This is a genomic window from Mesorhizobium sp. BHbdii, from assembly GCF_053848045.1.
Genome location: NZ_JBSPKX010000001.1, coordinates 641,070 through 654,273 on the forward strand (window position 1 = coordinate 641,070; position 13,204 = coordinate 654,273).

The window sequence follows — 13,204 nt, forward strand, 5'->3', positions numbered from 1 at the left end:
GCCAAGGCGGCGAAGCCGTCCTCAAGGGGCGGCGAAGCCGTCCCGTAGAACGACCGAAACCAAGAAGAGAAGCAAGGAGTTGGGAACAATGAAGAAACTTGGCATTCTGGCCGGCGTGGCCGGTGTTGCACTAACCGCAATTCTGGCCGCCTCGACCGCGGGATCGGCCGACGACAGCAAACTCGAAGAGCTCAAGGCACAGGGCTTCGCCCGCGTCGCCATTGCCAATGAGCCGCCCTACACGGCGGTTGCGGCCGACGGCAAGGTTTCGGGCGCGGCGCCCGATGTGGCGCGTGAAATCTTCAAGCGCCTCGGCGTCAACGACATCGTCGCCTCGATCTCGGAATATGGCGCCATGATTCCCGGCCTGCAGGCCGGCCGTTTCGACGTCGTCACCGCGGGCCTGTTTATGAAGCCGGAGCGTTGCGCGGCCGTTGTCTATTCGGAGCCGGTGCTGTGCGACGCCGAGGCGATGCTGGTGAAGAAGGGCAACCCCAAGGGCTTCAAGAGCTACGAGGATGTCGCCAAGGACGCCACCGCGACGATCGGGGCGCCGGGTGGCGGCACCGAGGAGAAGCTGGCGCTCACCGCTGGTGTGCCACGTGACCGCGTCATCGTCGTGCCGGACGGCCAGAGCGGCCTGAAGATGCTGCAGGACGGCCGCATCGATGCCTATTCGCTGCCAGTGCTGTCGATCAATGATCTGGTCAAGAAGGCCAACGACCCGAACCTCGAAGTTGTCGCTCCGGTGGTCGGCGCGCCGGTCTATTGCGACGGCGCAGCCTTCAAGAAGGGCGACGAAGCGCTGCGCGACGCCTATGACGTCGAGTTGGCCAAGCTGAAGGAGTCCGGTGAATTCGCCAAGATCATCGAGCCTTACGGCTTCTCGGCAGCGGCAGCGATGTCGACAAGCCGCGACAAGCTCTGCTCGGCAAAGTAGGCGCCCTTTTCCTTCTCCCCGTTCACGGGGAGAAGGTGGCCCGAAGGGTCGGATGGGGGCAGCGCCATACTTTGGTTGGTTCGCGCCGCCCCTCATCTGCCTGCCGGCATCATCTCCCCGTGAACGGGAGAAGGACGCTGGAAACAACGTCTCGCTAGACATTCAACGCGGGAACTCTCGACCCAATGACCCAATGGTCCGGCTATTTCGGCCTGATAATGCAGGGAGCGCTTGTTACCATCGAGCTGACGCTGATGGGGTCGGTGCTTGCCCTGATCATGGCGTTTCTCGCCGGGCTGGGGCGGCTGTCGCGTTTTTTCGCCATTCGGGCGCTGGCCACCGCCTATATCGAATTCTTCCGCGGCACCTCGATCTTCGTGCAGCTGTTCTGGGCCTATTTCGTGCTGCCCTTCATCGGCATTTCGCTGACGCCGCTGCAGGCGGGCGTGCTGGCGCTCGGCCTCAATGTCGGCGCCTATGCGGCGGAGGTGGTGCGCGGCGCCATCCAGTCGATCGGCCGCGAACAGTACGAGGCCTGCACCGCGCTCAATCTCGGCCGCTGGCAAGGCATGCGCCATGTCATCCTGCCGCAGGCGCTGCTGGTCATGCTGCCGACCTTCGGCAACAACGCCATCGAATTGCTCAAGGCCACCGCCGTCGTTTCGCTGATCTCGCTCGCCGATCTGACCTTCCAGGCGCAGGTGGTGCGCTCGCAGACCGGCAACACGCTGGTGCCGTTCACCACCATTCTCATCATCTATTTCGTCCTCGCGCTGATCATTTCCTGGGGCGTGAGATCGCTGGAACGCCGCATGGCGCGCGGCCTCGACGGGGTGCGCGTATGATGGATCGGGCCTCATAATGGAGTGGGATTGGAATTTCGTCTGGGAGATCATGCCGACGCTGATCCAGGGCGTGAAGATCACCATCCTGGCGACGCTGCTCGGCTCGGTTCTGGCCGCGATCGTGGGGCTGGCCATCGCGCTGGCGCGGCGCTCGCCGAACAAGGGCTTGTCGCGCACCGTCGGCTTCCTCGCCGAATTCATTCGCGGCACGCCGCTTTTGGTGCAGCTCTATTTCATCTTCTACGTGCTGCCCGATATCGGTATCCTGCTGCCGCCGCTGGTGGCCGGCGTCATCGGCCTCGGCCTGCATTACGGCACCTACACGGCCGAAGTCTATCGCGCCGGTATCGAGAATGTGCCGCGCGGCCAATGGGAAGCCGCCAAGGCCTGCAATCTGAACGCCAGGCAGACCTGGACCCACATTATCATGCCGCAGGCGATTCCGCCGATGATCCCGGCGCTTGCCAACTACTTCATCGCGATGTTCAAGGAGACGCCGCTGCTGTCTGCGATCACCGTGCTGGAACTGATGAACCAGGCCAAGAGCGTCGCCAACACCTATTACCGCTATGTCGAGCCGATGACCTTGGTCGGCGCCTTCTTCCTCGTCATCAGTCTTTTCTCGGTCGTGCTGCTACGCTGGCTGGAACGCCGTTACGGCAAGATCGAGAGGTAGTCTTTCATGAAAAACTTGCCCGAAATCAGACTGACGCCGACACGGCCGGCGCTCGACGCGCGTCCCCTGGAAAAGCGCGTCGGGTTGATCATCCTTGCGACCGACCATACGACCGAACCGGATTTTCGCCGCATGGTGGCGAGCGACCGGATCGGCGTTTATGTCGCGCGCATTCCCTACGCCAATCCGACGACGCCGGACAATTTGCGCAAGATGCAGCCGTCGCTTACGGCGGGCGCGGCGCTCATCCTGCCCGATGAGCCGCTCGACGCGATCTGCTATTCCTGCACCTCGGCCTCCGTGGTCATCGGCGATGCCGAGATCGAGGCGGCGATGCAGGCGGCCAAGCCCGGCGTGCCGGTGGTCACGCCGCCGATGGCAGGCGTGCGTGGCTTGAAGGCGCTGGGCGCCAGGACGATCAGCATCCTTACTCCCTATACGGTCGAAACCAGCCGGCCGATGGCGGCCTATTTCGCGGCGCATGATTTCGAGATCGCCGGCTTCACCTGTCTCGGCTTCGAGGACGACCGCGAGATGGCGCGGATTGCGCCTGCGTCGCTGGTCGATCTGTCGCTCGATGCGATGGACGAAAAAGCCGACGCGCTGTTCGTCTCCTGCACTGCGCTGCGGGCAGCACTTGCCGTGGTCGGCATGGAAGAGGCGATCGGCCGTCCGGTCGTCACCAGCAACCAGGCGACGGCCTGGAACTGTCTGCGGCTTTGCGGGGACGACGAGCCGCGTGCCGAATTCGGCCGTCTGATGACGCTGCCTTTGAATTGATTGCAGAGCAAAAGTCATGACCGCGAACGACGTCACCCTCTCCGATATCCGCGCGGCGCGCGAGTGCATCGCAGCTAAGGTCGAACGCACGCCGACCGCGCCTTCTCCGAGTCTTTCCGGGCTCTTGGGTGCGCCTGTTTATCTCAAGCTCGAACATCGGCAGACCACCGGCAGCTTCAAGCTGCGCGGTGCCTCGAACGGCATCGCGTCGCTGAACGCCGAGGAGAAGGCGCGTGGCGTGGTCGCCGCCTCGACCGGCAATCACGGGCGGGCGCTGGCTCATGCGGCGAAGCTCGAAGGCATGCGCGCGACGATCTGCATGTCGCGACGGGTGCCGCAGAATAAGCTCGATGAAATCCGTCGGCTTGGCGCCGAGATCCGCATCGTCGGCAACAGCCAGGACGATGCGCAGCAGGAGGTCGACCGGCTGGTCGCGGAAGGGGGGCTGGTCATGCTGCCGCCCTTCGACCATCCTGGTATCATCGCCGGGCAAGGCACGCTCGGGCTGGAGATCATCGACCAGGTTGCGGACGCCGCTTTGGTGCTGGTGCCGCTGTCCGGCGGCGGACTGGCAGCGGGTGTCGCCGCGGCCGTGAAGGGCGTCAGTCCGAGCACGAAGGTCATCGGCGTTTCGATGGCGCGGGGTGCCGCGATGAAGGCGAGCCTCAATGCCGGACATCCAGTTTTGGTCGAGGAACTGCCGACGCTGGCGGATTCGCTTGGCGGTGGCATCGGCCCCCACAACCGGCTGACCTTCTCGATGTGCCGCGACCTGCTCGACGACGTGATCCTGCTCGACGAGGGCGAGATCGCCGCCGGCATCCGCCATGCCTATGAGCAGGAGCGCGAGATCGTCGAAGGCGCCGGCGCGGTCGGCATCGCCGCCGTGCTGTCCGGCAAAGTCAGGGCGAGCGGCCCCACGGTGCTCATTCTGTCGGGCCGCAACATCGACATGACATTGCACAGGAAAGTCGTCTGCGGCGCAGCAATTGAGGAGAACGCCGCATGAGCCGAATGACGATACTCACCGAAGCCGAATTGCGCTCGATCGTGAGGCTCAATCTCGATGCCGTCGCCTGCGTCGAGAATGCGTTCCGCGCGCTTGCCACCTTGCCGGTGGCGATGCCGCCGATCCTGCGGCTCGACATTCCCGAGCATCGCGGCGAGGTCGACGTGAAGACCGCCTATGTGCCTGGGATAGACGGTTTTGCCATCAAAATCAGTCCCGGCTTCTTCGACAATCCGAAACTCGGCCTGCCCAGCGTCAACGGCATGATGGTGCTGCTGTCGTCAAAAACCGGGCTGGTCGATGCGCTGCTGCTCGACAATGGTTATCTCACCGACATCCGCACAGCGGCGGCCGGAGCGGTCGCGGCTAAACACCTTTCGCGGCCGGACTCCTCGATCGCCGCGATCTTCGGCGCCGGCGTCCAGGCTGGACTGCAGCTCGAGGCGCTTATGCTGGTGCGGCCGATCGCCGAGGCCCGCATCTGGGCCAGGGACGCCGCCAAGGCCGAGGCTGCGGCGGATGCATTGCGCAAAAGACTAGGCATCGCCGTGCGCGCCGAGCCCGACGCGGCAAATGCGGCCGCCGATGCCGACATCATCGTCACCACGACGCCGTCGACCGAGCCGCTGATCAAAGCCGGCTTCGTCTTGGCCGGCCAGCACATCACCGCTATGGGCTCGGACGCCGAGCACAAGAACGAGATCGCTCCGGCGATCCTGCGCATGGCCGATCTCTACGTCGCCGACAGCGCGAAACAGACGCGGCTGCTGGGCGAACTGCACCATGCCATCGAGGCGGGCGTGATGGCGGCCGATGCCGAAGTGACCGAACTCGGCCAGATCATCGCCGGCGAAAAGCACGGCCGGCGCTCAGCCAGCGACATCACCATCGCCGACCTGACGGGCACCGGCGTCCAGGACACGGCGATCGCCACGCTCGCCCGCGACCGTGCGCGGGCGGGGAATGCCGGGACTATTTTCGAAAGCTGATGCTGGCCGCAAGGCCCAACAAACGAGGACCAAGAACAATGCAGCCCAATCTCAAATTCTCGCGCGGCGAATATGCGGATCGCCTCGCCAAGACACGGAAGGCCATGGAGGCCAAGGGTGTCGATCTCCTTATTCTCAGCGATCCGTCCAATATGGCCTGGCTGACCGGCTATGACGGCTGGTCGTTCTACGTGCATCAGGCCGTCATCGTGCCGCCGTCGGGCGAACCGGTGTGGTACGGGCGCGGTCAGGACGCCAACGGCGCCAAGCGCACTGCGTATCTCGCGCACGACAATATCGTCGGCTATGCCGACCACTATGTGCAGTCGACCGAACGCCACCCGATGGATTTTCTCTCGCAGGTGCTGGCCGATCGCGGCTGGGGCAAGCTCAGCATCGGCGTCGAGATGGACAATTACTGGTTCTCGGCCGCCGCCTTTGCTTCGCTGCAAAAGCATCTGCCCAACGCTCGCTTCGTCGATGCCACGGCACTCGTCAATTGGCAGCGTGCGGTGAAGAGCCCGACCGAAATCGACTATATGCGCAAGGCCGCCCGGATCGTCGAAGCGATGCACCAGCGTATCGTCGACAAGATCGAAGTCGGCATGCGCAAATGCGATCTGGTCGCCGAGATCTATGATGCCGGCACGCGCGGCGTCGACGGGATCGGTGGCGACTATCCAGCGATCGTACCGCTGCTGCCATCGGGCCCCGATGCGTCGGCGCCACATCTGACCTGGGACGACCGGCCGATGAAGTCGGGCGAGGGTACCTTCTTCGAGATTGCCGGCTGCTATAACCGCTATCACTGCCCGCTTTCCCGGACTGTGTTCCTTGGTAAACCCACGCAGGAATTCCTCGATGCCGAAAAGGCGACGCTGGAAGGCATGGAGGCCGGGCTTGCCGCGGCAAAGCCTGGCAACAGCTGCGAGGACATCGCCAACGCCTTCTTCGCGGTGCTGAAGAAATACGGCATCGTCAAGGACAACCGCACCGGCTATCCGATCGGGCTTTCCTATCCGCCGGACTGGGGCGAGCGCACCATGAGCCTGCGCCCCGGCGACCGCTCCGAGCTGAAGCCGGGCATGACCTTCCATTTCATGACCGGCCTGTGGCTGGAGACGATGGGGCTCGAGATCACCGAATCCATCCTGATCACCGAGACAGGGGTCGAGTGCCTGGCCAATGTGCCGCGCAAGCTGGTCGTGAAGAATTGAGCCCGATGTCCAGCCTTCGCCCCTCACCGATCACGCCGACCGTCGATTTCGACCGCGACGGCGTGCAGCACGGATTCCTGCGGCTGCCTTACAGCCGTGACGATTCGGCCTGGGGATCGGTGATGATCCCGATCTGCGTGATCCGCAACGGCAGCGGGCCGAGCGCATTGCTCACCGGCGGCAATCATGGCGACGAATATGAGGGGCCGCTGGCGCTCTACGATCTCGCCCGTACGCTCGATCCGAAGCACGTCAGCGGCACGGTGATCATCGTGCCGGCGATGAACTATCCGGCGTTCCGTGCCGGCACCCGCACCTCGCCGATCGATAAGGGCAATCTGAACCGCAGCTTTCCCGGCCGGCCCGACGGCACGGTGACCGAGAAAATCGCCGATTACTTCCAGCGCGAACTTTTGCCGCGCACCGATATCGCGCTCGACTTCCATTCCGGCGGCAAGACGCTCGACTTCGTGCCGTTCTGTGCCGCCCATATCCGGCCCGACAAAGTGCTGGAGGCGAAGGGGTTCGCTGCGGTCGAAGCGTTCTCGGCGCCGTGGTCGATGAAGATGCTGGAGATCGATGCGGTCGGCATGTTCGATACTGCCGCCGAAGAGATGGGCAAGCTGTTCATCACCACGGAGCTTGGCGGCGGTGGCACTTCCCGCGCGGAAACGGTGCGGATCGCTCGTCGCGGCGTGCTCAATGTGCTGCGGCATGGCGGCATTGTCGCCGGTGCGGTCGAGATGCAGCCGACCCGCTGGCTAGACATGCCGTCGGGCGATTGCTTCTTGTTCGCCGAGGACGATGGGATGATCGAAACGTTGATCGATCTGAGCGAGCCTGTCGAAGAGGGCCAGGTCCTGGCGCGCATCCACTCCATCGGCCGCACCGGTGCCGCACCTCAAGAGATCAGGGCAAGAATGGGCGGCATGCTGGCCGCGCGGCATTTCCCCGGACTGGTCAAGGCGGGCGACTGCACCGCAGTGGTCGCCGTGCTGGTCGATTGAAAGCAGCCGCAGGGGCTCGGCTCGTGGATTAAGGCAGCTTAATTTAATAGCGCGGCGTCGAGGGGCGCGCGAAATTCCTTGAGCTCCGCTTTGGCAATGCCGGCGACTTCGGCGTCGCTGAGATAGCTACCGCCGCCGACTTCCTTGAGGAAGCCCGACAGCGCCTCGACCCGCGCATCCCTGACCGCCTTTTTGCAGCACGGCGAGATTGCCCCAGCCCCGGCGGCTGAGCCGGGGGCACTACGCTCGTTGGCGGTCTGCGAAACTGCTTGCGACCGTGCTACTCGATAAGCAGCAAGCCGCGCTTTTTGTCGCCATCGCTGTCGATTGTGTTTATGGCTGAAAACAGGCGCTCACGCTCGATCAGCCAGGGCTTGTAGTCCTCGTTTACGTCGAGGACGAAGACCATGTCCTCGGCCTCCAGATATCCTCCGACTGGGGAAAAATGGCCAGCGCCGGCGCCGAAAATCTTCTCACGGGTGAAGTTGACGATGTAACGGCGGCCGGGATCGTTGGCCCGCTTCATGTGCTCGCGAAACGCATCAGCGCTCAGATTCCGAAGCACGGCATGTGACGTCGGCATTGAAAGTGGCAGCCACGGGGAGCTTCCAGGCGCTGTCAATCAATTCAGGGGTGCGGATAACCGATGACTGGATTGCATCTTGCGAGACTCTGGACTGGCCAGCAATCAAAAGTGCGCTGCCGCCCAGCAGGCCGACGACGGCGATCACAATCACACCGAAAGCGAGACTGCGCTTCATTGCTGAACCTCGGAGGCAGCAACAGGACAATGAAGAAAAGGCACTGCAACGTCAATCAGCGCCGCACCCGGCCAATCAGCCATCCGGTGATCTCGCGGATCGCTCGGCGATCACAGGACCTTCTGCCGGAACTTCGAATGACAGCTTGAGCAATCCTGCAGAATAACATGTAGGAGGTGCTCGGCGGGAGCCTTGGAACGATCGGCTTCTGCCGCTGCCGGCCGCTTGCCAAGCAGGCTGCCGCCGCCGATCGCCGGGCCGGAACCCATCCTCATGTCGTCGGTGATACTGGCGGGCGCCCGCTCGGCCTTGGCGGCCAGTGTGCTCGCCAGCGTCCCGATGTGACGGGCCAGCGCCTCGAATTCCGAACGGGCCTGGTCGATTTCCAACCTGGCGCCCGAAGGCGGACCCAATGTCGCGCTGGGAAATTCCGCAATGAGGGCAGGGCCGGTGCGGGTACGTAACGTCCCGGCCGCCGCCTTGAACGCCACAGCGTCATAGGCCAGCTTGCCATCGAACATCCCGGCGATCGTCTTTGCGGCAGCGGCCATCTCCTTCATCGAGGACTGGCGCGTCGCGACGATTGGGTCAGGTCCGGCCGCGGCCACCACCGCGGAGGCGCAGGCAAGCGACAGCATCACCGCGGCGGCGGTCCATTTCACTGAACCACGCCCTCTCCCGCCAATTCGTCGATGATCGGGCAGTCCGGCCTCTCGTCGCCGTGACAGTGCTCGACCAGATGATGCAGCAGGCCGCGCAATCCCACGAGTTCGGCGATCTTCCTGTCGATCTCCACCAGCTTGGCTTCGGCGATAGATTTGACGTCGGCGCTCTCGCGGTCCTTGTCTTGATAGAGCGACAGCAACTGGCGGCATTCGTCGACCGAAAAACCCAGGCTGCGCGAGCGCTGCAGAAACCGGAGGCGGTGGATGTCGGCTACCGAATAGTCGCGATAGCCGTTGTCTGTCCGGGCCGGGCGCAAAAGCCCGATGTCCTCGTAGTAGCGTATCGTCTTGGACGGCAGCCCGGATTTCTCGGATGCGATGCCAATGTTCATGATGAAAATCTCCGTTCGCAAGGAAAATAGACCCTCCAGCAGCTGGAAGGTCAACCGCCCGAGGGTGATTTTCACGCGCCGCAGCCGCAAACTCGAGCGGACGGAGACGTCACCCGCTCAAGACAGGAGACGCGGCGTCAAATGAGAGCACTGGGTCTTGGATGGTATTGATCGGGCAGGAAACTTCGCCCGGTGAAGGAGCGGGGTCGTTAGCGCGGATAGCTGCTAGGCCTGCGGACCCCATGTGGGTTCCAGAGTCCAAGTAACTGCCTACTCACGCGTCGGATTTCGCTAAAGGCGAATCCTAACGTAGGCCAAGGAAGCTAAGTATCGCTATTACGATAACGATGGCCCCGACCAGCCAGATGATGTTGTTCATGACAGCTCTCCTTGTCTTTACCGCGACCCTTATGGCAGCTGGCCATTGTTCCCGAAATTGGGCTTCAAGCCGGCAGGGATCGGGGAAGCCCGCGCCTCTGGAAGAGCGCGGGCCAACCGGGGTCTGGCCCCGATCCAGCAGCCAATATCCAAGAGATATTCGCTGTCATCCTACAACTGTTAGTGTGCCCTAGTGTTCCATCGATCAGCAAAAAGGCCGTGCCCGGTGAGGGCCGGACGCAATGGCGCCTCGGCCCGAAGCGCGGGCTCCTGGTGGACGCCTCGGTAATGGAGCCTATGTTCCTAGTACCGGCGAACCGCAGCATCGCCCGGCAACAGCACATGCTGAACCTCGGGATGAAATCAACTCTCAGAAACGTTCATCGAACAACACTCAAAACCTGATGTCCGACATCTGGTGCGATGACCAAACAACCTCCGGCGGTGGCCCAAATTTATACCGTGCACACGCCGAGGAGACAGAATATGCCAGCCAAAGCGTATATCAACCGGATCGCGACAGCGGTGCCGGAGCACGAGGTTCATCAATTCTATCTGCGTTTCGCGGCCTCCATGCTTGCGGCCGATCGCCGAAGAATTTTTAAACGCATGGCTGACCTTGCCGGCATCGAGCACCGCTATTCCTGCTTTGCACCTGCCAGCGACCCCGAAGGACCGTCAGCAGACCTGGCCGGGAGGTTCATCCGGGGCGCCTTTCCTGGAACGGCCGAGAGAATGGCAATGTTCGGAGATGCCGCACCTGTTCTGGCGAGAAAAGGCGTCGAGGGATTAGAGCTTGGTGGCGGCGTTTCCCGCATCACCCATCTTATCGTTACCACCTGCACCGGTTTTTCAGCGCCGGGCATCGACCTGGAGCTGGTTGCGCGATGCGGCCTGCCGGAAAGGGTTGAACGCACGATGATCGGGTTCATGGGCTGCTACGCGGCGATCAATGGCCTCAAGCTTGCCCGCCACATCGTCCGCTCCGACCCGCAGGCGAGGGTTCTGCTGGTCAATATTGAACTTTGCACGATGCATCTGCGGGAATCCAGCGAGCTGGAAAAGCTGCTGTCGTTCTGCCTCTGGGGCGACGGCTGCGCGGCTGCGCTCGTCACCGCCGAGCCGCACGGCATCGAGCTCGAAAGCTTTTACTGTATCGTGGCGAACGAGCGGCGGGATCTGATGAGCTGGAGCATTCGCGACCACGGCTTCGAAATGGTTCTTTCCGGCCAAGTTCCGGCAGCGATCCATGAGGCGTTGCGGAGCAACCAAGATGCCATCCTCGGCGACCGGCCGACCGAGGCGATCGACCTCTGGGCCGTGCACCCGGGTGGACGTTCGGTTCTCGACGCCGTCGAAAGGGCCCTGAAGCTTGCACCCACCGCGCTGGAGCCATCGCGCGAGGTGTTGCGCCAGTACGGAAACATGTCGTCCGCGACCGTCATGTTCGTGATGAAAGAGATGTTGAAGGCGCCACCAGGCCAACTCGGCTGCGGCATGTCGTTCGGACCCGGGCTGACGGCCGAAACCATGCTTTTCCGAACGGTGTCATGAGCGGCCTGGAGCAGCGCCAGCTTGAGCCGGAAATCCTCGACGGACTTGCGGGCGACGATCCGCGAGCGCTTGCCGCGCGCCGCGACCTCCGTCGGATCAACGCGCTGATGTTTCAGGCGAGGATCATGGCGTCCCTGCTCCGGAAATTTGTGCCAAGGCCGCCACGCCGGATTCTGGAGATCGGCGCCGGCGATGGCTCCTTCATGCTGGCGATAGCGCGGCGCATGGCCGGGCATTGGCCTGGGGTCCAACTGGTAATGCTCGACCGCGTCGACCTCATCACCGCGCAATTGCAAGGTGATTTTGACAGGCTGGGATGGACGGTCGAAGGCGTCAGCGCCGATGTCTTCAACTGGGCGAGAAAGAATGAGGGCACGCGGTTCGACGCGATCACCGTCAATCTGTTTCTGCATCATTTCGACGATGCCGAGCTCGTGCGCCTGTTTTCGCTGATGGCGCCGAAGGCCCCGCTGCTGCTGGCGACAGAGCCGTTGCGAGCGAAACTGGCGTTGGCCGCGACGCGTCTTCTGCCGGCAATCGGCGCCAATGACGTGACCCGAAACGACGCGGCTCAAAGCGTGCGTGCCGGCTTTCGCGGCAGCGAGCTTTCCGGTCTCTGGCTCGCAGCAAACGGCAAACCGGTCGAGGAACGGCGCGCCGGCCTTTTTTCCCACATTTTTGTCGGCGCCAGCGCCGGTGATGACCTATGACGCGATTGTCGACCCATGACGCGATCATCATAGGCGCCGGCCCGGCGGGCACGTCCGCCGCGCTGACGCTGGCCCGGCGCGGATGGGCCGTGGCTATTGTGGAAAAGAGCGTGTTCCCGCGCCGCAAGGTCTGCGGCGAATACATGTCGGCAAGCAATCTTGCGCTTCTGGACCAGCTGGAAATCGGCGATGCCTGGCGTGCCAATGCCGGCCCCGAAATCCGCCGCGTCGGCTTCTTTTCCGGCGATGCGAGTGTCGAGGCACCCATGCCTCGTGCAAAAGATGGGCCTCGTGCAAAAGATGGGCCTCGTGCAAACGATGGGCCTTCTGCCAACCCTGGCTTCGGCCGGGCCCTCGGCCGGGATATTCTCGACTGTCTGCTTTTGCAGGCGGCGCGATCGGCGGGCGTCGAAATCTTTCAGCCTTGCCGCGCCGTCGCCATCGACCGGGATGGCGAGATGCAAACGGTGCGAATTCAAGCCGGGAACGAAACGACGATGTTGCGTGCGCCGGTGATTGTCGCCGCACACGGCTCCTGGGAACCAGGACCGCTGCCCAGCCAGCTCGGGAAGACCAACCGCCCTTCGGACCTGCTCGGCTTCAAGGCGCATTTCACCGGGTCGTCCCTGGCGCCTGATTTGATGCCTCTGCTGGTGTTTCCGGGCGGTTATGGCGGCATGGTTTCGGCGGATCATGGCCGGCTGTCGATTTCGTGCTGCATTCGCCGCGATATGCTCGCACTGTTGCGCAAACAGCCTGGCCCCAACCAGCAGAGCCATTTGTCGGCGGCCGATGCAGTCTCCCGTCATCTGATGGAATCGTGCCGGGGTGTCAGAGATGCCCTGGAGTCAGCTCACCCTGACGGTCCGTGGCTTGCCGCAGGTCCGATCCGGCCGGGAATTCGCTCCTGCTACGAACGGGACATCTTCCGCGTCGGCAATGCAGCCGGAGAGTCTCATCCCGTTGTCGCCGAGGGCATCTCGATGGCGCTTCAGTCCGGCTGGCTGCTGGCCTGCGAACTCGCATGCGCGCCAGCCGACGCGGCAGGGCGCGAGGCTGCCGGCAGACGCTATGAGGCGGCCTGGAAAAAACTATTTTCGACGCGGGTCTACGCCGCTGCAGCGATTGCTGGAATTGCCCTACGTCCCGGTAACGCCACCTTGATGGCGGCAATTATCCGGAATTTTCCGCAGGCACTGACATTGGGCGCGCAATTAAGCGGCAAGACAAAGCCGGTTCCCGGCTTTGTCTAACAAGTGATGCGGAGCATCATGCGCAAGC

General features: G+C 63.1%; 13 protein-coding genes and 1 pseudogene. 11 read left to right on the forward strand and 3 right to left on the reverse strand.

The features are described from left to right. Nucleotides 1-88: 88 nt before the first annotated feature. The 8 genes from ehuB (at nucleotide 89) to doeB (ending at nucleotide 7,463) form a co-directional block, all read left to right on the forward strand. Nucleotides 89-940 carry an ectoine/hydroxyectoine ABC transporter substrate-binding protein EhuB gene (ehuB, locus tag ACWTU8_RS03035; protein ID WP_029350588.1) on the forward strand — a complete coding sequence of 284 codons (852 nt, stop codon included), beginning with the start codon at nucleotides 89-91 and terminating at the stop codon, nucleotides 938-940. Nucleotides 941-1,125: 185 nt separating this feature from the next. Then, nucleotides 1,126-1,785 carry an ectoine/hydroxyectoine ABC transporter permease subunit EhuC gene (gene ehuC / locus ACWTU8_RS03040; RefSeq protein WP_065006649.1) on the forward strand — a complete coding sequence of 220 codons (660 nt, stop codon included), beginning with the start codon at nucleotides 1,126-1,128 and terminating at the stop codon, nucleotides 1,783-1,785. A 16-nt stretch (nucleotides 1,786-1,801) separates the two neighbouring features. Next, the gene (gene ehuD / locus ACWTU8_RS03045; protein WP_029350592.1) at nucleotides 1,802-2,461 is read left to right on the forward strand and encodes an ectoine/hydroxyectoine ABC transporter permease subunit EhuD; all 660 of its coding nucleotides are present in this window, start codon (nucleotides 1,802-1,804) and stop codon (nucleotides 2,459-2,461) included. A gap of 6 nt (nucleotides 2,462-2,467) precedes the next feature. Next, nucleotides 2,468-3,241, forward strand: a complete 774-nt coding sequence (gene eutA / locus ACWTU8_RS03050; protein ID WP_455846982.1) for an ectoine utilization protein EutA — start codon at nucleotides 2,468-2,470, stop codon at nucleotides 3,239-3,241. A 16-nt stretch (nucleotides 3,242-3,257) separates the two neighbouring features. Further along, the gene (gene eutB / locus ACWTU8_RS03055) at nucleotides 3,258-4,250 is read left to right on the forward strand and encodes a hydroxyectoine utilization dehydratase EutB (RefSeq protein WP_455846983.1); all 993 of its coding nucleotides are present in this window, start codon (nucleotides 3,258-3,260) and stop codon (nucleotides 4,248-4,250) included. Further along, nucleotides 4,247-5,239, forward strand: coding sequence for a cyclodeaminase (locus tag ACWTU8_RS03060; RefSeq protein WP_455846984.1), 993 nt, complete (start codon nucleotides 4,247-4,249; stop codon nucleotides 5,237-5,239). The genes eutB and ACWTU8_RS03060 overlap by 4 nt, the downstream gene beginning before the upstream one ends. Before the next feature lie 38 nt (nucleotides 5,240-5,277). Beyond that, nucleotides 5,278-6,456: an ectoine hydrolase DoeA gene (gene doeA, locus ACWTU8_RS03065; RefSeq protein ID WP_455846985.1), complete on the forward strand. Its 1,179-nt coding sequence runs from the start codon at nucleotides 5,278-5,280 to the stop codon at nucleotides 6,454-6,456. A 5-nt stretch (nucleotides 6,457-6,461) separates the two neighbouring features. Next, nucleotides 6,462-7,463 (forward strand): N(2)-acetyl-L-2,4-diaminobutanoate deacetylase DoeB, encoded by a 1,002-nt coding sequence (gene doeB, locus ACWTU8_RS03070; protein WP_455846986.1) that lies wholly within the window; start codon nucleotides 6,462-6,464, stop codon nucleotides 7,461-7,463. Between the two features lie 280 nt (nucleotides 7,464-7,743). On the opposite strand, the pseudogene ACWTU8_RS03075 reads toward doeB, so the two are convergent. The 3 genes and pseudogenes from ACWTU8_RS03075 to cueR all read right to left on the reverse strand — a co-directional run bounded on the left by ACWTU8_RS03075 (nucleotide 7,744) and on the right by cueR (nucleotide 9,281). After that, nucleotides 7,744-8,224 (reverse strand): annotated as a pseudogene (locus tag ACWTU8_RS03075) (phytochelatin synthase family protein). A gap of 110 nt (nucleotides 8,225-8,334) precedes the next feature. Continuing rightward, entirely contained in the window at nucleotides 8,335-8,886 is a 552-nt protein-coding gene (locus ACWTU8_RS03080; protein WP_455846987.1) for a cytochrome c, read from the reverse strand. Beyond that, the gene (cueR, locus tag ACWTU8_RS03085; protein WP_029350608.1) at nucleotides 8,883-9,281 is read right to left on the reverse strand and encodes a Cu(I)-responsive transcriptional regulator; all 399 of its coding nucleotides are present in this window, start codon (nucleotides 9,279-9,281) and stop codon (nucleotides 8,883-8,885) included. Before cueR ends, ACWTU8_RS03080 begins: the two co-directional genes overlap by 4 nt. Nucleotides 9,282-10,145: 864 nt before the next feature. On the opposite strand from cueR, the gene ACWTU8_RS03090 reads away from it, so the two are divergent. From ACWTU8_RS03090 to ACWTU8_RS03100, 3 genes are read left to right on the forward strand one after another with little or no spacing between them, the layout of a single operon-like run. Then, the gene (locus ACWTU8_RS03090) at nucleotides 10,146-11,213 is read left to right on the forward strand and encodes a type III polyketide synthase (RefSeq protein ID WP_455846988.1); all 1,068 of its coding nucleotides are present in this window, start codon (nucleotides 10,146-10,148) and stop codon (nucleotides 11,211-11,213) included. Then, nucleotides 11,210-11,923, forward strand: a complete 714-nt coding sequence (locus tag ACWTU8_RS03095) for a methyltransferase domain-containing protein (RefSeq protein ID WP_455846989.1) — start codon at nucleotides 11,210-11,212, stop codon at nucleotides 11,921-11,923. Before ACWTU8_RS03090 ends, ACWTU8_RS03095 begins: the two co-directional genes overlap by 4 nt. Continuing rightward, on the forward strand, nucleotides 11,920-13,176 hold the full coding sequence (locus tag ACWTU8_RS03100) for an NAD(P)/FAD-dependent oxidoreductase (RefSeq protein WP_455846990.1): 1,257 nt from the start codon (nucleotides 11,920-11,922) through the stop codon (nucleotides 13,174-13,176). Before ACWTU8_RS03095 ends, ACWTU8_RS03100 begins: the two co-directional genes overlap by 4 nt. Nucleotides 13,177-13,204 lie beyond the last annotated feature (28 nt).

What these genes read in the sequence shown, in the direction of transcription:
- ehuD (WP_029350592.1), top strand. Translation starts at nt 1,802, where the DNA reads ATGGAGTGGGATTGGAATTTCGTCTGGGAGATCATGCCGACGCTGATC.
- cueR (WP_029350608.1), bottom strand. Translation starts at nt 9,281, where the DNA reads ATGAACATTGGCATCGCATCCGAGAAATCCGGGCTGCCGTCCAAGACG.
- ehuB (WP_029350588.1), top strand. Translation starts at nt 89, where the DNA reads ATGAAGAAACTTGGCATTCTGGCCGGCGTGGCCGGTGTTGCACTAACC.
- ACWTU8_RS03095 (WP_455846989.1), top strand. Translation starts at nt 11,210, where the DNA reads ATGAGCGGCCTGGAGCAGCGCCAGCTTGAGCCGGAAATCCTCGACGGA.
- doeA (WP_455846985.1), top strand. Translation starts at nt 5,278, where the DNA reads ATGCAGCCCAATCTCAAATTCTCGCGCGGCGAATATGCGGATCGCCTC.
- eutA (WP_455846982.1), top strand. Translation starts at nt 2,468, where the DNA reads ATGAAAAACTTGCCCGAAATCAGACTGACGCCGACACGGCCGGCGCTC.
- eutB (WP_455846983.1), top strand. Translation starts at nt 3,258, where the DNA reads ATGACCGCGAACGACGTCACCCTCTCCGATATCCGCGCGGCGCGCGAG.
- ehuC (WP_065006649.1), top strand. Translation starts at nt 1,126, where the DNA reads ATGACCCAATGGTCCGGCTATTTCGGCCTGATAATGCAGGGAGCGCTT.
- ACWTU8_RS03060 (WP_455846984.1), top strand. Translation starts at nt 4,247, where the DNA reads ATGAGCCGAATGACGATACTCACCGAAGCCGAATTGCGCTCGATCGTG.
- ACWTU8_RS03090 (WP_455846988.1), top strand. Translation starts at nt 10,146, where the DNA reads ATGCCAGCCAAAGCGTATATCAACCGGATCGCGACAGCGGTGCCGGAG.
- doeB (WP_455846986.1), top strand. Translation starts at nt 6,462, where the DNA reads ATGTCCAGCCTTCGCCCCTCACCGATCACGCCGACCGTCGATTTCGAC.
- ACWTU8_RS03100 (WP_455846990.1), top strand. Translation starts at nt 11,920, where the DNA reads ATGACGCGATTGTCGACCCATGACGCGATCATCATAGGCGCCGGCCCG.